We start from the raw sequence: 19,068 nt of genomic DNA on the forward strand, positions 1-19,068 counted from the left end.
AGTGATGTTTTTTTTGCATTAAAAGAGTATAAAAAAACTGGTATTGATTATTCATCAATACCAGAAAGTATAGGACCATAAAAATAACGGCAAGTGATTCCAATTGGAATTACTTGCCGTTATTTGTAGTTATTGATGTTATAAATTTGTATGATCGATCAGTGCTATTTTATTGGAATCAGTATTTCACAATATCCTTGGTTCACTAGCTTCGGTTGATATCGTTCGACGATTGGCCGATCATCCACATTAAGTTGATTTTTGTTGATAATTTGCACCATATTATCATAAAACTCATTAATTACCTTTTCAGTGTGAATTAACTTAAAAACGGCATAACTGCCATTCACTAAAGTTCTTTGTTTAACATTATTATTGAAGTTTGTTTTGTCAGTAATCAAGCATGCATCATAACGACAATCATTTACAGGCGTGTTCTGCGGGTCATCTAGAGCTATTCCTAGAATACTTGAATCTTGAAATAGTCCTTCTTTCTTTACCCACTTTTTAAAAGACTGCATTAAATATTTATTCTCTATTCCATATTCCCCAATCCGTCTAAAATAAACTATCTTGGTAGATGGCAAATGTTCAATATTCAATTTTCTTTACTCCAACTTTTTACTCGGACGTCCTGTGCTAATAGCATAACGCCATTTAAAATTAAATACTTTAATATTTTAAAACTAAGCCGTTAAAATGTTAAAAGTACTTTTAGTATCACTTACTGTTAATAGGTTGCTTTTGTTTGTCCCGCAAATTCAAGAAAATTAATAGTACAAATATAACTAGTACTGCAATATAAACATTATGAAAGGATCCAAGCAAAATATGATTTATTGCAGATATATCTGTTGTTCTCACATTGCTGTTTGAAGAAATTGCCTGATTCAAATGAGCTGTACTAACTTGGGGAAACTCTGCCAGATTATGATTAATCGAAACATTGAATATCAATCCAAATATTCCAGTCATTATCGTCTGTCCTAGAGTTATACCTAGTGTAAGCATCGAAGATGCAGTCCCTACACTTTTATCGTCAACTAATTCCTGTGCAATAACAGTATTCATAGTTATGATGATTCCCAGACCGGATCCAGTTACACCTGAAATAATATAAAACCAGACAACTGGCATATTGGCACTATTAAATACTAAAATTAAATAAAAAATCATTTGAACAATCACAATTGTTATAATAATAAACTTTGGTGCAAATTTTTTAATCAATGCTCCAGTGAAAAATGAAGCAACTAACCACATTATTGGGCTTGGCGTGATCGCAAGTCCAGCAACAGATGGCGACTTCTGATAAATCGATTGAATCCACATAGGGAAATAAATTTGAAATCCAATCTGCATTCCACTCATAAGTAAGGCTGTCAAAACCTGAATGGTAAACGTCTGAGATTTAAACATGTCCAATGGAATCAGCGGATCACGTGAGCGTCTTTCAATCTTAATAAACAAATATAAGGAGATAATGAATACCGTAATACCGCTAATAAACAGCGTAACATTAAGTCGAGTATTGCCTAGTGATTGTAAACTTAATAGCATTAACAGCAACACTACTGTCAGCAAACCGATACCTGAATAGTCAATTTTTAAATTATCAGCCTTAGCAAAGTTTTCATTAAATCCAAATAAAATCAGTAAGAAAATAATAATTCCCAATGGAACATTAATAAAGAATATCCAATGCCAACTTAATTTATCAACGATAAAACCACCCAGAAGTGGACCAGCCAGTGCAGATATGCCCCAAGCTGTATTATTCAATGCCATAATTTTGGAGCGTTCTTGAAAGCTAAACATATCGGCGATAATCGTAAATGTTATTGGCCTAATTGCTCCTGCACCGATACCTTGTAATGCTCTGAAAATTATTAACAAATACATATTGGTTGCAAATCCACAAAGAAACGATCCAATTGTAAATAAAAGCAATCCTATAAGAAAAACCGATTTACGACCGATACTGTCACTTAGCTTCCCATAAATTGGTGTTGCAATGGCAGTCGTTAACAGATAAATGGCAAATACCCAACTCTGCATTGATAACCCATGTAAATTACTAATAATCGCCGGTAAAGCTGTGGTCACCACGGTTGTTTCAACTGATGTCATAAATGTTGCGATGAAGATAGATACCAGTAATATTTTTCTATCCATATCTTCAGGTCTCCAATTAGTTTTATTAGTTGTATAACTATCGAAGTATAATTCAGAAATAAATCCTATAGAGAATCTAAAAATCCAGGTAAGTATTTTTTAAATGTGGAACGATTCACTGACAGAAACTTTGTTTGAGCATCTTTTCTAGTATTAGTTAAACCCATTTCTCGTAATGTTTTGGCATGGTATGACACTGTAGATAGGCTCAATCCCAATTTATCACTCATTTCACCGCAAGTGATTTCCCTATCAGATTCATTTAAAATACGAATCATTTTTAATCTATTTGGTTCTGATAATGCTTTAAATATCTCTGATAAAATTTCATCCTTATTTTGTTCTTCGATAATCATAAAAGTATCATAACCTCCAATTCAATTATTTTCAAAAGTTAGGCATTTAAATATACATGATTCCTTGTTCAATATTATCTTTATAATACCATTAATAGTTAAATCCCATATCCACAATACTTAGTATCAGTTAAAAAATTAGAGATATGATTATTTCAGCAGTCATACAATTCTATACAGAATCTCAGTGAAATATCAAATTTAATATCGTTGATATACTCATACCTACCTGATACAATGTAGTTGAAACAAATAAAAAGCAGACCGAAATGATGGTCTGCAATGGCAATTCCGCTAATGCGGTAGCCAATTTATCTAGTGGAGTGAACCGATAACTGGGCAGTTAATACGGGTTCACTTTTTTAATATCCAAATGATAGATTTTACCTGTACAATTATTTTGAATGTAACTATCAATGACGAATGAGCCACTCCTAAGATAGCCCTTAGACAAAATAATGCGTACAGAACATTTATCAAAAAAGTTAACAAGATCTCTCCTTTCAATTCAGATTAACACTATGAACTCATCCATAGCGACACCTCCTTTACTTAATGTAGAGACCACCGCACCAACAAACTGCGTAAATTTTATTATCCTTGATTGTTACTATTAAACCAAACAATAACTTTGAATATAAAAACTTAATTAATGTTCTATATATGTAATAATATTTCCTATGCAAAATAAACTTGTCATTACGCAAAAGTACTTAAATAACAATTGGGGATACTAATATGACTTTATCTATGGAACAAATAAAGAACCATCAAATGACCCCTGAAGAATTCAAAAGCAATTATTTCTACAGAACCGACTTGCAAAAAATTTGTCGTGGATTAGATTTGATAACAGTGGAACCAAAAATGATCTAAATACGCGTATTCTCAGATATTTAAACAATGAGAAGCAAATTGCTGTAACCAAATATCAAAGTAAAAATACTATATTGCAATTAACACCATCCACTAGAATTATTGACGGAGTGAAATTAAATCAGAATTTACGTGAATTCATGGTAAAAGACTTCTGTGCTGACTCTATGAATAATAACATCAAAAACAAATTAGATACTGCGGCAAAGCTATGGTCAATTGCCAAAAATAAAAAAAGTAAAAAATATACACGGGACCTATTTAAATATTTTCCCTATCTCAAATAGTGGGTATAAAAATAACGGCAAGTGATTCCAATTGGAATTACTTGCCGTTATTTAGCAATCATTAATGTTAGAAATTGTATAGCCAATCACTATAATTTTATTGGAATCAGTATTTCACAATATCCTTGGTTCACTAGTTTCTGTTGATATCATTCGATGATTTTAAATTTGAATAATTATCTTTCATGCCTATCTCTTCGACGTTCTCGTCTCTTGCTATGACGATCTTGATCCTTTTGTTGAGCAGTAATATTAGCTGATATTTCCTTTGGATATTTAGATGATGCGCGATACCAGACCAAGCCACGTTGAATCAAAAGTGTAATTCCTAGATACAGCAATAATGTGACTGAGCTCTTATTCCACATCTGATCAACGGCAACATGCATTCCAATACCAATAATCCACCAAACAATTGTTAACCAGTTACCTTCACGCATAACCAACCCATCATCATCAAGCCAAAACTTATATGACCAGGCCCTTAAAGCAGCAAATATAGCTGCACTGATCACACTGAGAATTCCGAATACATAAATATTACTTTGTGAAACATCTAAATGCTGTTTGTTTACAGCATCCCCAACTGAAGCAATTCCGAACAGAATAACTATAATAAAAAATTCCGGCTTAAACTTAACAGTTCTCGGTTCCAATTGTCGCTTGATTACAACGTATAAAATCAATAAGGCCAGTACAATATTTGTATAACTAAGATTTTGCATAATATGTTCCTTTTTCATTTTGTGTCGCAACAAATATTACTACAAAAAAATAGTTTGGCAATATAATTTCACATATATTTAATATTCATTTTATAAACCGTTTCTTCAAATAAAGTAAAACAATCAAAATCAAACTGACTCGAATAACTTGAATCATTAAATATGAGCCAAAAAAAATCATAAACAGATGTTCTATTTCAATAATATTCATAATTACACCTCTAATATTTTAAAAGAATCCTTCCTTGAGAATGAGTATTTTTAGATATCATTTGAGCTTGAATTACATCCCTGAAATCAAAGACATCTTGAACATAGGCATGTAGTTTTCCATTTGATAACATTTCTAACAATCTTTCGTAATCCTTTGGGAAAATATTAGGTTGAATAAAACTAAAATTTTTAGAATTAAAATAATTTATAGCAATTGAAACTATCGTTATTTGGGGAAATACTGCAGATATATCATCCAATATTTTGATATTTCCGGCTGTATCAATAACCTTTGAAATATCATCATTATCTACTAACTGACTTTTCACATCTTTTGTATAGTCGATTACGTCATCAGCCCCAGCTGATATCAGGAATTCAACGTTACTATTATGGCCGACAGCAATAACTTTTACTCCGCGCGTTTTTAATAACTGAATTAAATAAGTGCCGATACCACCTGATGCTCCAGTTATCAAAACAACATCGTTTGAATTAATATTGATTTTATTGATAATTCCAAGCGCCGTATCTGCTCCACCAATAATAGTCGCTGCGTCTGACAGTTCAACATTATCTGGAACTTGGAATAACAGTGGTGGAATACGGGAATCTATTATCGTACTTGAGGATCCAGTCATTGAGGCACCAATAACTTTTTTACCAATCAAATCATTATTTCTTAAACTACCAACACTCTCAACTATTCCGGCAAAACCGTATCCAATAATAATCGGCAATTTTACAGGTCGAATACTCTTAAGTTCTCCAGTCTCAGTACGCCAATCATACGGCAATACCGGTGTATATTTCGTCTGAACTATTACAGATAACGGACTGATTGACGGATCAGCTCTCTCTCCTATTTTCAAATCTGAAATTCCATTATATGAATCTTGAATAATTGCTTGCATTTATATCAACTCTTTATTGATTTAAGGAAAATATAACAATTATTACTAAATCAGGATAATAAGAGTTCTTATAAATACAAAAAGGTCGAGAATTTCTTCTCGACCTTGATACGATTTAAAACGCGTTTACAAAAACAACAACCTAATTGTCTTGCAATGTAGCGGCAATATCCACTTCACGAATATTAACTTCTTGTGGCATTTCATACATAAACTTAACGGTTTCAGCAACATGTTTAGGATCCAAAGTAATTCCACCCATTGATTGTTTCCACTCTTCGTATTCACTCAATGCCTTATCATCTGTAACGTGAGTTAACAATTCCGTTTCAGCAGCACCTGGGGCAACTAACATTACACGGACATTTTCACCGGATACTTCTTGACGAACTGTTTCACTTAAACCATGAACACCGAACTTGCTGGCAACATATGCAGCATGATTTTGGAACGCTTTGAACCCAGCAATTGAAGAAATGTTAATAATAGTACCATGATGATTTTTTTTCATTTCTGGAAGAACAATTTGCATACCATTCAATACTCCCATAATGTTTGTATCAAGCATAGTTTGCCATTCTTTTGATGATTGTTTCCAAACATTGCCAAGTAACATAACTCCAGCATTATTGATAAGCAAGTCAGTTACACCGTATTTTCCTTCAGCTTCGTGAATAGCCTTAGCCAATTCATCCTGGTCAGTAACATCAGCATGTCTGATCATAACTTCGCCTGACAAATTCAAAGCTTCGATTTTTTCAGTACGACGACCAAGTAACAATAGTGGATAATCATTTTCATTGAATAGACGTGCCATGGCAGCACCGAATCCTGAACTTGCACCTGTAATAACAATTAATTTTTTCATTTATATTTATACTTCCTTCTAATAATTGATTTCAACGATTTCTTATTATAGACTGGAATAGCAAATTTAAAAGTACGCACTTTTTGGTAACTAAATTATTATTGGAGAGATAAAATGTACGAAAATGAATTCGATGCAACTATGCGATTAATTCGTGGTAAATGGAAAATAAGAATTCTATACCAACTTAACGGTAATGAGCATTCAAGATTTAATACTTTAGAACGCAATATGAAACCTATTACTCACAAAATTTTGGCAGAACAAATTCAACAGATGATTGACGCAGAACTAGTGGAAAGACATGACTTTCATGAACAACCTTTACATGTTGAGTATAATCTCACAAAAAAAGGCCAATCCTTAATTCCGGTCGTTGATGTTATCTGTGACTGGGGATTGGCAAATATTGATTCTTCCGAACTAAAAGAAACGCTTTGTGATTAATCAAAAACGGTTTCCCAAACCACACTATTGTGACACTCAAATGCCATCTTCAAATCTTCAGGAAGATTTCTATTTAACGATAAATTTAATTTTAAAGCTTCATCCAATGTGAAATATTCAGCATCGTCAGTTTCTGAATTATCAACATCTGTTAGTTTATTATTATCGGGCACGCATTCAATAATATTTTTATAAATATAACTCAGATTCTTTTGGGCATAACTATGTTTTTGCATATCTCTTACAGCAATTAGGCGTTTGGGAGTGACATGTATTCCAGCCTCTTCACGAGTTTCTTTAATAGCAATCTCACCAATAGAATATCCTATATCGGCCCATCCACCAGGAATAGACCAAGTATTACCACGCTTTTCATTCACCAACAGAATTTTATTTTCACTATTAAATGTTACTGCACGAACATCAACTTTTGGCGTCACATAACCATTATCAGAATCAAAAAAAATATCTAATTGCTGTTCATTGGCACCAGTGTATTTTGCCGTTAACTTCTTAGCAACTTCTTCAAGTTGTTCATATCGTTCTCTATCAAAGACATCTTTGGTATAATGCTTGCCTGATTGTGCAATGGCTTGTAATTGCTGAATTAATAATTCTAAGTTGTCCATGTTGATCTCCTCACATGAAAATAATTGTATCTATACATTCATATTATCATCAATTATATAATCAAGACCCTTTAATTTAACATTCACAAAATACTGTAATTCATAATTTGTTTTTCCCTGTTGCATAGCATTATTAATAGCAAGCATTTCATTCTTTGCATCTTCAAATGTACGATAGTAGGCAAGCATCGCTTTTTTATCACCCAAGAATCCCGAATCATAGGTTCCCCAAAGAGTTGCTTGGGGGAGTTCTTATTACCAATAACCTTGCCGACCGTAAAAATATAATACGAAGCGACCATACCATTCGTATTTAGAGTATCGAACTTTGAAACAACAGTTATTTTGTCAGATTTTTTAGTGATAACATTATCATCAATTTTGGACATCAATAAGTAATCGGTCGTAACATCAAAATATTTTGCGATAGCAATTAACTTATCAAAACTAGGCTGTGAAGTACCATTCTCATATTTTGAAACAGACTGTCGTGTGACATCTATTATCTCGCCTAATTCTTCTTGAGAAATTCCATTTTTTAGTCGTAACTTTCTTAAATTATCACTAAACATAATTAACACCATCCTTAATTTTAATTATCAAATAGTAATAACTCTTATGCAATCAATTCCTAGTAGCATTTACGCAACTAATGGTTGATATCCAGCGTTATAACGAAAAAAATAAAGTGAATGCACATTTTTGAGTATGCATTCACTTTATTTTTAATATCTGGTTGGATCAAATTGCTCATCGCCAGGCTGATCATTATATGTCTGTTTAGCTGCTTGCGAATATGGTGTAACGTCACCATCCACTGAGATATTACCATCATACGCTATAAATCCACTGATTGATGAATCAGTATTACTGTATACATTGAATCCACCACTAACTGGTTTGGCCGCGATATCATTGCGACCAGCCATTGCCATGGAATGCTTGTATAGTTCCACGGCTTGTTCAGAATTAGTGATTATATTTTGACCACTGGCAGATGAAGATTGTTGTGCTGTACTTGTCTTTACAGGTGCATATCCCGATGAACTGTCACTCTTTTGCATTGTACTTGGTGCAACACTAACGGATGCTGATGAACTTGCTGTTTGCGTCGTTGCTTGATTTGAGTCAACAGTTTGTTCAGTTAATCCCGTTGTATCTTTCAAATATGCCAAGCGATAATTCTTATTTAAATAGTAGTAAGAACCTGATCTTTCAAGATCAGACTTGGAAAGATTCTCGAATAATTTATCAACCTTTATCTCATCTTCAGATTTAAGTGTAATTTTTTTCTTGAGACTTGAATTGATTTGAAAATCTGGATCCTTTGAATCCATCATCATGAAACTGGATAGATTGAATTTAACATTCTTGTCAGTATCATTTTTGACTATCATATCAATCGCATAGCCATAAGAATCGTTTGTGGCTTTGAATTTGAATTCAATATCTTTCTTTTCATCTTTAGTTAAGCTTTGATAATTTATTGTTTGAATTCTTTCTTCAGGCTTAGCCGTTTTGGCAGAAGCTTTCTTCTGCACTCCACATCCAGCTATGAATAAGAAAGCTAGCATTGCTACTAGTACACCCCATAATTTCTTTTTCATAATCTTACCTTCTACAGTGAATAAATATAGTAATCCACGACCTCATTTAACCACCATAGAAATATATAACAATTAAAGTATCCTAACTGTACGACACGTACTATAAGCGTAACTAATCCAAAGCAAAACCGCTGTTGAAGGCAAATTTCAACAGCGGTTTATTAAATTAATTATTCAAATGTTAGTAAATTGCGTAGTTAGCACCTTTGGCAAGGTAATTGATTTTTTCTTCGTAATCTTTTCCTACATCCATTTGACGCAATGTACGAGTAACTTGTGTATCATCCTTCAATCGGCCAAATAGATAACCGTATGAATAGTTCTTGTCTAATAGATTATAAGTCCTCAATACTAAGTTCTTAGTATAATCATCTTTATCAAGATCTTTTTCATTATTAATTTCTGTGTATAATTCTGATAAAGTTTTCTTTGCTTCCGTATCATCTGTCATTTTCATAAATATACACCTGCTTTTTATTTTTTACTGTCCGTAAATATATTATTAACTGAAAATGAGTTAGTGTACTTCCTGTCTATATCTTCAATTTGTTCATAGAAGTTCTTTCCCTCATTAGTCAATCTGAAATTCTCGAACAATGATAGTCGACCCAAGTATGCCTCCAATGAAATTAACGTCCTATCGCTCATATCATTGAATTCATCTAATTCTCTATAGACATCCAAGATGGCCTTGCCAGCAAGTTTATTACTTTCAAGAGCCATGTCAAGAGTTTCGTACAATTTTGAAAGGATTAGTTTCAACCCTTCCAAATCTTCTCGCTTCAATGGGCTTCACTCTCCGTCCTTCTATGATTTATAGGCAATCATACAACATAGTTAAAACTATGTCTATTTATATGATACCGCTTCCACAAAAATACTTAAATAGGGCTTAATACTTTCCTTAAAATAATTTATATGGCATTATTTTAGTCAAATAACATGGAGACTAAGTGGATAAAATGAATAATCTAGGTGAAATACTCAAAGAAAAAAGATTGATACTAAAAATGTCACAAAAAGAAGTTGCTGCAGATATCTGTAGTCAACCTATGATCTCTTCAATTGAAAAAGGCAAATATATTCCTAACTCACAGATATTAATCTTGTTATGCCAAAGACTTCAGATAGACATTGACAGTATCAGTTTGGATAGCAATTATCAGATCAGTTCTCGAGAAGAATTCAATAATAAGATAACGACACTCTGTAATAACCATGAATATCAAAAGCTGAGAGAATTCTTACTCCAAGAATCCACCATCGATTCAGTTTCAAATCACGAACAAACCAAAGCGTACTATTATTATCTCGGCGTCGCATATTTACAAGCAGATCATAATTTAGATAAAGCCAAGACTAATTTCAAATTATCCTTATCAAATGATGATAATAATAGAAAAAAACTTACAACGTTGGATAGATTAGCCTCAGTTTCATTGGCTGGAATATTTGCCAAAGAAGGACTGATAAATTCATCCAATGAATATTTGAATATTGCTTTTCATAACTTCGATACTGCAAATTTTGAAACTAATCAAATTGCACTATTTTATCTAGCCGCCTACTCTCGAGCATCCCTGAACAAAAATATCGACGCCATAACCTGGCTGGATCAAGGAATAGAATTTGCGACCAAACACGATTCACATTATATGCTTGGCAATATGTACTATCTATTAGCACAGTTATTATCCAAATCAAATCAAGCAGATTCAACAACACAATATCGTGACAGATCTGATATGTTTGCGGAATTATTTGGTGAAAAAATATTTAAAACTAATTAAATAACATGTCAATATCTGTATTTGTTGACGGTCTATAACTACCTTGCTACAATGTGATTGTATTAAAAAAGACGAACCATACAAGGGTCCGCCTTTTGCAATTCCGCTGACGCGGTAGCAGATTTCAGTCTAAAATAGCAGACCTCTAACGGCTAAGTTAAAACAGGGTCTGCTATTTTAGTGTCTTCCATAAAACTTTACAAGTAACAACTAAGTGGAATGATAAATATAAAAGTAAAGACGACGTTGAGTTTTTTATTCAACATCGTCTTTTTTATTCCGTTTCACCGTACCTATCTAGCTCCACGGAATACTTTAATTATTATTTAACTTCATCATTTAAACGATAGTACTTAGCTGAAGAGTGTCAGTGATGTAACCAGCTGTGAAAGTTTTGTTAGGTCGACGATTTATCCGACCTTACAAAACGGACGAGCTTTAAGATTTGCGAAGCAAAGCTTAAAGTCGAAGTCCCAGACCGCACTATGGCTGGGACTGGTCCCACAGCAGGTGGAGTCACTGACAATCGGAGGCGGCCAGAAAACAAACACTAGGACAACTTATCAACTAACCAGTCAGCAACTAAATTAATTATCTCTGGTTGATACCACTCGACGGTTGCATGATTAGCGCCCTCAAGTGTTATTCGTTCAACTGGAACATTATTCTCCTTCAAACATGTTTCCATTTCTTCAGCTTGATATGGTGACACTACCGTGTCAGCATCCCCATGCATCAACAAAAATGGAGCCAAGCCTTTCTTAACATGGCTGATTGGACTGGCAAACTTAGCATTCTCTTCAACATCAGTAATAGCGTGAGCAGTGTCTTCACCGTAAGAAACACCATTAACCAATAATGCTTCAGTCGATGTGGTTGAAGCGTGAAAATCAGCATTGAGCCCCTTACCGATCGTCAATAGATCAGAAATCCCATACAACGAAACCACTGCAGAAACTGTTGTATCAACAACTTCACCAGTATCAGGCATGTACTCGCTCTTCTCTGCTGTTGTACCAACAAATTGAGCTAAATATCCTCCGGCAGAATCTCCCATTACGGCAATTCTAGTAGGATCGATTCCATATTTTTTAGCATTACGACGCAAATACCCCAAAGCATTCTTACCATCATTCAGGATTGCTGGGAAAGCATCAGGAACCGCACGATATTCCGCCGCTGCAACAACTATTCCTTGCTGGGCGATTGCTGTGCGCATTTGAATATACTTGTGGTAATTAGCGGACTGGAACCCACCACCAGGAAAATAAATAACAGCTGGTTTAGCCACATCTGTTTCAGGCACTAATAACGACATATGCATCTCACGGACAGTATCATTTTCTTTAACCTGTGAGAAAGCAACATCGTGATACTCATTAACTTTGGGAACTGTAACATTTACTTTCATATTGAATTATCCTCCCTGAACATCTTCAGTTTTAAAATTATGTTTCAAGCTGGGCCAGATAAACTTATCTGACTCCGCAATTAAAATTCCATTCAACAAAATTGAAAACAAAGTTCCAACATTGACCGCATAAATATTATGCGTGATAACAAATGATACGGCTACAATCAATACCGGCGGTACGAAATCAATTATTTGTGCAGCGGTTGAATTACCTTTTAAATACAAAAATCGCAAAATATTAGTCGTGTCATCATTCGGATGCATCACAATATTAGCACGTTGATACAAAGAAATTGCAACACAAAAACACACTACCCCAGAAAACGAAACTAAAATTCTAACTAGCATTGGCAAATGTTGAACACCAGCCATGGTTAACAAACTCGTAAATATATCTACAAAGTAACTGAAGAATAAAATATATAAAATTTCAACTACAAATCTTTTAATATCTAATTTTTTGATCAGTATCAAATTGGTCAAGGCATTGGCCACACCGAAGACAAACAGTATCATCCCAACGTTAAATCCTAACCACATGTTGAGATTGACTGCTGCTGCAGTCCAAACACCACTTCCCATATTGGAAGTTATACACAATCCATTCCCGAACGCATTCAGAATTAAACCGATTATCAAGGCAATAGTTCTAGTCTGTAATGAATTTTTGATATGCTTCACTCCTTTTTTAAAACGATACTGTTTATCTTATCACTCTGAGGTATCAAAAAAAGCAACCATTGTTATTATGGTTGCTCCTTCATTAAAACAATTTATCACTATCTTCATTGACATTGCCGCCGACGGCCAAAACTTGAAATGTAATCAAAACCATTTGTAATGCCGGCATAAAAACTAAAATCAACACCCAAATAATAATTTCAGCTCCGACAAATTTCCAACTAGTCAAAGCTCGGTAAATTTTCATTTGACGAATGCTGTCAGCAATTTCTTTATGACCCGCTTTCTCGTTTTCCTTGGCAATCATATAGGTTAATAATGCATACGCGAATGTCCATAATAAATAGACGATTGCATAAAAAATTTCTGGACCTTGTGCATTCAAATCACGACCAACCCAAGCTGTGGCTACTGGAATAAATGAAGTAGTAAACATCCAAGAATTGTTGATCCAAAAGATTTTCTTAGTAACGACTTTGGTTTTAGAAAACATATAATGATGGTTATACCAAGCAATACCGATAAATAACCAACCAACCGCATACGAAATCATATATGGAACTTGTGGCAAAATTGCCGATAACTTAGATGAATCTGGTGTTTTAAACTCCAAAATCATGATGGTTAAAATAATTGCGATAACAGCATCTGTAAATGCCTCAACTCTAGACTTATTCATATAATTTCCCTCCCAAAGTTCGGTTAATTATACCAAAAAATCAATAAGTCATTTAATCTATTATCGTAATAATATTTTCTTAAAATAGATACTTTAATGTTTGATTATACTAATTCCCACTAGACCAATTACTGAAACCAATGAAAAGCTTGCTAATGTGATGTAGTAATCTGTGTTTGACTCAGGCGCGTCACCTTGATCTGCACCAGATTGACCGACAGTTTCGCTTGTGCCAGTATTCGACTTGCTGGAACTATCAGTCCCTGAAGTAACTGGTTGAGATAACAATCCTGATTTTTGTAACTGATTGACTGAATTAGTTGAAGCATTATTACTCTTCAGTAAATCAGTGGAATCAGTGGTAGAAGTACTAGTACCAGTACTTGTGTCTGCTGCCGAAGAATCGGTTTGTGCAGGTTGTTGTACTGCGACTTGATTACTATTGTTATCAGTAGCTTCATCATTATCGGATGTAGTTACATTGGACGTGTTGGCTGAATCAGTCACCGTTCCAGCGTCATTTGCCCGATAAACATAAATTACCGTTCCACCAGTACCTGTTAAAGTACCGTTAGCAGGCAAACTAGTTTCGTCCATTTTGACAAAAGTATATCCATTAATATTGAGTTGCTTAGTCGTGTAATTCAAATAATCAGAATCAGCTGGATTATCTGAGTGACTAGCTGTGGTACTGGCTGAAATTTCATTGCCATCAGTATCGACGTATTTTACCGTCACATTACCAACCGTGACTTTGCTCTGCAATGTAATCTTTCCATTGCCATCCAATTCATTGGAAAATGTGTAACTAGTATTTTCTACCGGATCAACTGTAATCGTTACATTTTTAGTACCAACTTCCGATTGACCTTCACTGAAATGAGCAACAACCGGATTAGTTAAATCATCCCCAGTAACATCAGGTAACTTGACTGATCCATCATACCAATAAACATTATTACCACTAGATAATGTAGTTTTTACTAGTTTGCTTGTTGTAGTTTGCTCATCTGCACGAGCAATAGCAGGCTGTGATTCATAAACTCCGAATCCCAAAACCCACAATCCCATCGACAGTATCGCGTATTTTTTGAAATTCATAACTAAAACTCCCTCTCCGTAAACAGGTTACAAAACTTACATTACAAATTTAATTGTAATGATGATATTTGAATTATTTATGAAGTTTCCGGTTACAATTTTGTTACCATTACATTTCACTGCAAAAAAATACAGGACAAATATTAAAATTTGTCCTGTATAAATCATGGTAAAACAACAACCTTGCCAAAACTATGACCACTTTGTAAATATGCATGTGCGCTTGAAACTTCATTCAATTTAAATATTTTTGTTGGACTAACATCTATATTCTTATCTTCAATTAATTTAATTAAGTCCTTCAACAAATTAACATCAACCTCACCTGAATAAAATGAAGTTAAATAACAATTATTCGGTATACCTGCGATTGGGTCAAAATTATCTAAATCCCAAACTCCACCTAACTGACCAGTTGAACTGACAATTCCAAATTTGTTTAACATACTTAATGAATTAGGAACTGTTTTAGGCCCCATTAGATCAAGAATTTTATCAAATTTCTGTGTCGTTTGTAAATTTCCATTATCATCAAGAACAACATTATCAACACCAATGTCATACAACCTATGTGATTTTTCAATATTCCTAGTCGTACTGGTTACCGTTATATTCCCCATTTCTTTAGCCAATTTTGCAGCTGAGACACCAACACCACTAGTACCGGCGCGAATTAATAAGCTGTCGCCGGTATGGATTTGTAAACCAATCAATGCACCATACGCCGTATAGTAAGTTTCTGGAATTGCTGCCAAATCAGACCATGGTAATTTAGTAGTAATTGGGAAAATTTGTTTATTTGGAACCAAAACGTATTCAGCATAACTGCCATCATACGTTCGACCCATTTCACCCATAAATGTCATAACCGTTTGGCCTACTTTTAATGACTTATCAGTTGATTTGTCAATTATACCAACCGCTTCAATCCCCAATATCCTAGGAAATTTTACGCTAGGTGACTTCCCCTCACGGGTGAATATTTCTGAATGATTAACACCAAATCCCTTAACTCTGATCAGACTCCAACCAGCTTTAACTTCAGGAGTTGGAACATCAGTATATTCTAAAACTTCTGGATCACCAGCCTTGTTAACAACTACTGCTTTCATTTTCTGCCTCTTATTTTTTGTTCAAAAGATTATGTTCGACTAGGTATTCACGTGCGACGGTCGCTGCTTTTTCGTGCTTAACTGAAACACGATAATTCATTTTCTGCATATCCGTTTCACTGATTTTACCAGCTAATTTATTCAAAGTCTTACGAATCTTCGGATACTTCGTTAACAGTTGTTCAGATACCAACGGTGCACCTTGATATGGTGGGAAGAAACTCTTGTCATCCTTCAACGCTACCAAGTTATACTCCTGAATCTGTGGATCAGTCGTATAGCCATCCACCAAATTAACTTTATCATTGGCAATTGCTTTGTAACGGATCGATGACTCCATCGTCTGTGTGTTGCCAAACTTCAAATTGTACGCCTTGCTGATACCAGGATATCCATCACTTAGTTGATAAAAATCCGGATCGAAGCCAGCGTTAATTTTGCTTTCAACAGCAATCAAATCTGACACTGTCTTCAGATGATATTTCTTAGCGAAACTCTTCTTAACAACCAGAGCATATCCATTCTCATACTTCATTGGTTTGAGATATTCTAAATTCTCTTGCGACTTTAACAATTTTTTAGCTAATGCATATGTAGCCTCAGGATCATCTGTCGCACCTTTTTTAGTTTTTACTAGCGATTCCAGGACCGTGCCAGTAAACTCAGGATAAATATCAATTGATCCGGACTTCAAAGCCTTGTAAAGGAAAGAAGTTCCACCAAAGTTAGCCTTGGTGGTAACTTTGATATTGGGATTATCTTGTTCGATCAAGTCCTTATACATGTTGATCAATATTTCCGGTTCGCTACCCATTTTACCGGCAATGGTAATTGTCGTCTTCGGTTGAGCGATGACTCGGTAACCCGCTACACCGCCAATCAACACAACCAACGTTGCAAAAATAATTCCGATTTTCTTGAGCGATAGCTTGGAAATGCCACGAATCAGTGCACTAAATATCAAAGCTAAAATAGCGGAAAGAACGGCGCCAATGATCAATAGTGAATTATTATTGGTTTCAATACCTAACAGAATATATGTACCTAGACCACCAGCACCGATCAATGCTGCCAACGTAGCCGTACCAATAATCATAACCATAGCAATACGTAAACCAGAAATAATCATTGGCATGGCAAGTGGTATTTCAATCTTTACTAATTTTTTGGAGCGAGAAAGTCCAAAGGCCTCCGCTGCCTCCTCCAGATTAGGATCAATCGTTGTTAATCCAGAATAAGTGTTCTGAAAAATTGGCATGACTGCATAGACAACCAATGCGATGACTGACGGTATTGTACCAATTCCGACTAATGGAATTAAAATACCCAATAATGCCAAACTAGGAATCGTTTGAAGAACGCTTGTGACATTCAAGATGAACTCAGCAGCACGCTTATGTTTCATCAACAAAATTGCTAATGGTATGGCTATAACTGCAGCAATCAATAATGAAATCAATGAAATAGAAATATGTTGCCCAATCGAATTGAGAATATCATTTCCTTGAGTTTTGAAAATATGAATAATCCCTGACATTCTACTCACCATCCCTTGCTAAATAATTTAAGAGACTTTGAGTAGTCAACTTCCAGACACGTTCGTTAGAACTCTTAACCAAAGCATAATCCTTGGTCTTCAATAAGCCAGCCAAATCTGATATATTATCCTCTTCGCTGAGATCAGCCTGTTGTTTGTCTACTTCCTGACAATCTTGACTATCAATAATCAGTTTCAACTTTTTATCGTCATTTTGTTGATTCTTGAAGAATCCATTAACGAAGTTATTTTTGGGATTATGAACAATCTCGTCACGTGTACCAATTTGCTCCAAATGACCTAAGCGCATCACTGCGATTGTATTTCCTAATCGAACAGCTTCATTCATATCATGAGTAACAAATATAAATGTCATATTCATTTCTGCATGCAACTTCAAAACTAATTCTTGTAATTGATTACGAGAAATTGGATCCAAGGCACTGAAAGGCTCATCCATCAGGACAATCTTTGGATTAGATGCTAAAGCACGAACAATACCAACACGTTGCTGCTCACCACCTGATAATTCATTCGGTAATCTTTTGGCATACTTTTCCGGATCAAGACCTACTTTTTCCAACAAGTCCCAGGCTACTTGATGACGTTTTTCTTTGGACCACTTGAGTGACTCCGGTTGAATCGTAATGTTATCTTCAATCGTCATGTTAGGGAATAAGGCGATGTTTTGTAAAACATATCCCATCTGTAAACGCATTTCTTGTAAATTAAAATCATCAATATTTTTACCGTCAATGGTAATTTCACCCGATGTTTGTTTGATCAACCGATTGATCATTTTAAGTGTTGTTGTCTTACCGCTACCACTTGGTCCGACCAACACAAAAAAATCCCCGTCTTCAATTTGGAGATTCAAATCATTAATGGCCGTATTATCGTTATTTTCATACTTCTTGTATACATTCTTAAACTCAATCATATATGCATCCTTTTGTACTACAATCTTTGTAACTCGATAAGTTACAATTACAATATAATTATTGATATAAATTGTCAATTGATTTGCATTACATGTCTGGTATGAGAGATAGAATTTGACTAAACAGAAATATAATCATATTATTAATTGTAATTAATATAGTTACAATTAACGGAGGTGAGTTGATGCGTGTTTCGACCCGTTTCAGCGATTCAATACATATATTAGCATTCATAGATATATATAAAGGTACAAGATTATCCAGCGAAGTCATCGCCAGCAGCGTTGAAACCTCTCCAGTCGTTGTTCGCCGCTTGATGGGTGTACTTCGTGAACATGGATTAATTGCAACAAAACAGGGATCAGCAGAACCTAAATTGGCTCGTGAACCAAAAGATATAACCTTACTTGATATTTATTTTGCCACCGAAGGCAACAAACCACTATTCGAGTTAGATAAAAAAACCAATCCTGAATGTATTGTTGGTGGAAATATTCAAGACGTCTTAGGTGATTATTATGAACAAGCTAAAATTGCTGCTCAGAGAAAACTCAACGACACGACCCTGCAAGACTTAATTGAAACAATTCTTGTTAAACAAAAAGCTAAAGAAATAGCACGAGGCAAAAAATAAATTTTGGTTCTATACTTTCTGGTATTGATGAATAATCAATACCAGTTTTTTTGTACTCTTTTAAAACAAAAAGAACATCACT

22 protein-coding genes are annotated in these 19,068 nt (G+C 34.6%); 4 read left to right on the plus strand and 18 right to left on the minus strand.

Annotated features, from left to right (window positions below; translation table 11 throughout):
• Positions 1-164: 164 nt before the first annotated feature.
• The 3 genes from EKM68_RS13320 to EKM68_RS13330 all read right to left on the minus strand — a co-directional run bounded on the left by EKM68_RS13320 (position 165) and on the right by EKM68_RS13330 (position 2,531).
• Complete coding sequence (locus tag EKM68_RS13320) at positions 165-602, minus strand: AraC family transcriptional regulator (RefSeq protein ID WP_125591290.1); 438 nt, start codon at positions 600-602, stop codon at positions 165-167.
• Positions 603-720: 118 nt separating this feature from the next.
• Complete coding sequence (locus tag EKM68_RS13325) at positions 721-2,175, minus strand: MFS transporter (RefSeq protein WP_125591291.1); 1,455 nt, start codon at positions 2,173-2,175, stop codon at positions 721-723.
• 65 nt (positions 2,176-2,240) lie between these two features.
• Positions 2,241-2,531 (minus strand): ArsR/SmtB family transcription factor, encoded by a 291-nt coding sequence (locus EKM68_RS13330; RefSeq protein ID WP_125591292.1) that lies wholly within the window; start codon positions 2,529-2,531, stop codon positions 2,241-2,243.
• A gap of 738 nt (positions 2,532-3,269) precedes the next feature.
• Between EKM68_RS13330 and EKM68_RS13610 the strand changes: the two genes are divergently transcribed.
• A complete protein-coding gene (locus tag EKM68_RS13610; protein ID WP_164509461.1) occupies positions 3,270-3,407 on the plus strand; it encodes a hypothetical protein in 138 nt (45 codons plus the stop codon).
• Between the two features lie 463 nt (positions 3,408-3,870).
• On the opposite strand, the gene EKM68_RS13335 is transcribed toward EKM68_RS13610, so the two are convergent.
• The 3 genes from EKM68_RS13335 to EKM68_RS13345 form a co-directional block, all read right to left on the minus strand.
• Positions 3,871-4,419, minus strand: coding sequence for a hypothetical protein (locus EKM68_RS13335; protein ID WP_164509462.1), 549 nt, complete (start codon positions 4,417-4,419; stop codon positions 3,871-3,873).
• 221 nt (positions 4,420-4,640) lie between these two features.
• Positions 4,641-5,546: an NADP-dependent oxidoreductase gene (locus EKM68_RS13340; RefSeq protein ID WP_125591294.1), complete on the minus strand. Its 906-nt coding sequence runs from the start codon at positions 5,544-5,546 to the stop codon at positions 4,641-4,643.
• Between the two features lie 142 nt (positions 5,547-5,688).
• Positions 5,689-6,414: an SDR family oxidoreductase gene (locus EKM68_RS13345; protein WP_125591295.1), complete on the minus strand. Its 726-nt coding sequence runs from the start codon at positions 6,412-6,414 to the stop codon at positions 5,689-5,691.
• A 114-nt stretch (positions 6,415-6,528) separates the two neighbouring features.
• Between EKM68_RS13345 and EKM68_RS13350 the strand changes: the two genes are divergently transcribed.
• Entirely contained in the window at positions 6,529-6,861 is a 333-nt protein-coding gene (locus tag EKM68_RS13350) for a winged helix-turn-helix transcriptional regulator (protein WP_125591296.1), read from the plus strand.
• Here EKM68_RS13350 and EKM68_RS13355 read toward each other — a convergent pair.
• The 5 genes from EKM68_RS13355 to EKM68_RS13375 all read right to left on the minus strand — a co-directional run bounded on the left by EKM68_RS13355 (position 6,858) and on the right by EKM68_RS13375 (position 9,883).
• Complete coding sequence (locus EKM68_RS13355) at positions 6,858-7,490, minus strand: NUDIX hydrolase (RefSeq protein WP_125591297.1); 633 nt, start codon at positions 7,488-7,490, stop codon at positions 6,858-6,860. The two genes, EKM68_RS13350 and EKM68_RS13355, sit on opposite strands and share 4 nt — an antisense overlap.
• An 83-nt stretch (positions 7,491-7,573) precedes the next feature.
• Complete coding sequence (locus tag EKM68_RS13360) at positions 7,574-8,062, minus strand: helix-turn-helix domain-containing protein (RefSeq protein ID WP_164509463.1); 489 nt, start codon at positions 8,060-8,062, stop codon at positions 7,574-7,576.
• Between the two features lie 153 nt (positions 8,063-8,215).
• On the minus strand, positions 8,216-9,097 hold the full coding sequence (locus EKM68_RS13365; RefSeq protein ID WP_125591299.1) for a hypothetical protein: 882 nt from the start codon (positions 9,095-9,097) through the stop codon (positions 8,216-8,218).
• 181 nt (positions 9,098-9,278) lie between these two features.
• Positions 9,279-9,554: a hypothetical protein gene (locus EKM68_RS13370; RefSeq protein WP_125591300.1), complete on the minus strand. Its 276-nt coding sequence runs from the start codon at positions 9,552-9,554 to the stop codon at positions 9,279-9,281.
• A gap of 17 nt (positions 9,555-9,571) precedes the next feature.
• Positions 9,572-9,883, minus strand: coding sequence for a hypothetical protein (locus EKM68_RS13375; protein WP_125591301.1), 312 nt, complete (start codon positions 9,881-9,883; stop codon positions 9,572-9,574).
• Positions 9,884-10,059: 176 nt separating this feature from the next.
• Here EKM68_RS13375 and EKM68_RS13380 point away from each other — a divergent pair, with 176 nt between their 5' ends.
• On the plus strand, positions 10,060-10,887 hold the full coding sequence (locus tag EKM68_RS13380; RefSeq protein ID WP_225423023.1) for a helix-turn-helix domain-containing protein: 828 nt from the start codon (positions 10,060-10,062) through the stop codon (positions 10,885-10,887).
• Between the two features lie 550 nt (positions 10,888-11,437).
• Here EKM68_RS13380 and EKM68_RS13385 read toward each other — a convergent pair.
• The 7 genes from EKM68_RS13385 to EKM68_RS13415 all read right to left on the minus strand — a co-directional run bounded on the left by EKM68_RS13385 (position 11,438) and on the right by EKM68_RS13415 (position 18,351).
• Positions 11,438-12,298 carry an alpha/beta hydrolase gene (locus EKM68_RS13385; protein ID WP_125591303.1) on the minus strand — a complete coding sequence of 287 codons (861 nt, stop codon included), beginning with the start codon at positions 12,296-12,298 and terminating at the stop codon, positions 11,438-11,440.
• 6 nt (positions 12,299-12,304) lie between these two features.
• Positions 12,305-12,937, minus strand: coding sequence for a hypothetical protein (locus EKM68_RS13390; protein WP_125591310.1), 633 nt, complete (start codon positions 12,935-12,937; stop codon positions 12,305-12,307).
• Positions 12,938-13,064: 127 nt separating this feature from the next.
• The gene (locus EKM68_RS13395) at positions 13,065-13,661 is read right to left on the minus strand and encodes a TMEM175 family protein (RefSeq protein ID WP_125591304.1); all 597 of its coding nucleotides are present in this window, start codon (positions 13,659-13,661) and stop codon (positions 13,065-13,067) included.
• 93 nt (positions 13,662-13,754) lie between these two features.
• Positions 13,755-14,762, minus strand: a complete 1,008-nt coding sequence (locus EKM68_RS13400; RefSeq protein WP_125591305.1) for a MucBP domain-containing protein — start codon at positions 14,760-14,762, stop codon at positions 13,755-13,757.
• Between the two features lie 164 nt (positions 14,763-14,926).
• Positions 14,927-15,874 (minus strand): zinc-binding alcohol dehydrogenase family protein, encoded by a 948-nt coding sequence (locus EKM68_RS13405; RefSeq protein ID WP_125591306.1) that lies wholly within the window; start codon positions 15,872-15,874, stop codon positions 14,927-14,929.
• Positions 15,875-15,884: 10 nt separating this feature from the next.
• Positions 15,885-17,411, minus strand: coding sequence for an ABC transporter permease/substrate-binding protein (locus tag EKM68_RS13410; RefSeq protein ID WP_125591307.1), 1,527 nt, complete (start codon positions 17,409-17,411; stop codon positions 15,885-15,887).
• Position 17,412: 1 nt separating this feature from the next.
• The gene (locus tag EKM68_RS13415; RefSeq protein WP_125591308.1) at positions 17,413-18,351 is read right to left on the minus strand and encodes an ABC transporter ATP-binding protein; all 939 of its coding nucleotides are present in this window, start codon (positions 18,349-18,351) and stop codon (positions 17,413-17,415) included.
• Between the two features lie 185 nt (positions 18,352-18,536).
• Between EKM68_RS13415 and EKM68_RS13420 the strand changes: the two genes are divergently transcribed.
• Positions 18,537-18,986, plus strand: coding sequence for an Rrf2 family transcriptional regulator (locus EKM68_RS13420; RefSeq protein WP_125591309.1), 450 nt, complete (start codon positions 18,537-18,539; stop codon positions 18,984-18,986).
• The last annotated feature ends 82 nt before the right edge of the window (positions 18,987-19,068 follow it).

The organism is Companilactobacillus jidongensis, from assembly GCF_003946575.1.
GTDB classification, from domain to species: domain Bacteria; phylum Bacillota; class Bacilli; order Lactobacillales; family Lactobacillaceae; genus Companilactobacillus; species Companilactobacillus jidongensis.

Coding starts and splice junctions, on each gene's coding strand:
- EKM68_RS13325 (WP_125591291.1), bottom strand. CDS start 2,175: ATGGATAGAAAAATATTACTGGTATCTATCTTCATCGCAACATTTATG.
- EKM68_RS13330 (WP_125591292.1), bottom strand. CDS start 2,531: ATGATTATCGAAGAACAAAATAAGGATGAAATTTTATCAGAGATATTT.
- EKM68_RS13610 (WP_164509461.1), top strand. CDS start 3,270: ATGACTTTATCTATGGAACAAATAAAGAACCATCAAATGACCCCTGAA.
- EKM68_RS13335 (WP_164509462.1), bottom strand. CDS start 4,419: ATGCAAAATCTTAGTTATACAAATATTGTACTGGCCTTATTGATTTTA.
- EKM68_RS13340 (WP_125591294.1), bottom strand. CDS start 5,546: ATGCAAGCAATTATTCAAGATTCATATAATGGAATTTCAGATTTGAAA.
- EKM68_RS13345 (WP_125591295.1), bottom strand. CDS start 6,414: ATGAAAAAATTAATTGTTATTACAGGTGCAAGTTCAGGATTCGGTGCT.
- EKM68_RS13350 (WP_125591296.1), top strand. CDS start 6,529: ATGTACGAAAATGAATTCGATGCAACTATGCGATTAATTCGTGGTAAA.
- EKM68_RS13355 (WP_125591297.1), bottom strand. CDS start 7,490: ATGGACAACTTAGAATTATTAATTCAGCAATTACAAGCCATTGCACAA.
- EKM68_RS13360 (WP_164509463.1), bottom strand. CDS start 8,062: ATGTTTAGTGATAATTTAAGAAAGTTACGACTAAAAAATGGAATTTCT.
- EKM68_RS13365 (WP_125591299.1), bottom strand. CDS start 9,097: ATGAAAAAGAAATTATGGGGTGTACTAGTAGCAATGCTAGCTTTCTTA.
- EKM68_RS13370 (WP_125591300.1), bottom strand. CDS start 9,554: ATGAAAATGACAGATGATACGGAAGCAAAGAAAACTTTATCAGAATTA.
- EKM68_RS13380 (WP_225423023.1), top strand. CDS start 10,060: ATGAATAATCTAGGTGAAATACTCAAAGAAAAAAGATTGATACTAAAA.
- EKM68_RS13385 (WP_125591303.1), bottom strand. CDS start 12,298: ATGAAAGTAAATGTTACAGTTCCCAAAGTTAATGAGTATCACGATGTT.
- EKM68_RS13395 (WP_125591304.1), bottom strand. CDS start 13,661: ATGAATAAGTCTAGAGTTGAGGCATTTACAGATGCTGTTATCGCAATT.
- EKM68_RS13400 (WP_125591305.1), bottom strand. CDS start 14,762: ATGAATTTCAAAAAATACGCGATACTGTCGATGGGATTGTGGGTTTTG.
- EKM68_RS13405 (WP_125591306.1), bottom strand. CDS start 15,874: ATGAAAGCAGTAGTTGTTAACAAGGCTGGTGATCCAGAAGTTTTAGAA.
- EKM68_RS13410 (WP_125591307.1), bottom strand. CDS start 17,411: ATGTCAGGGATTATTCATATTTTCAAAACTCAAGGAAATGATATTCTC.
- EKM68_RS13415 (WP_125591308.1), bottom strand. CDS start 18,351: ATGATTGAGTTTAAGAATGTATACAAGAAGTATGAAAATAACGATAAT.
- EKM68_RS13420 (WP_125591309.1), top strand. CDS start 18,537: ATGCGTGTTTCGACCCGTTTCAGCGATTCAATACATATATTAGCATTC.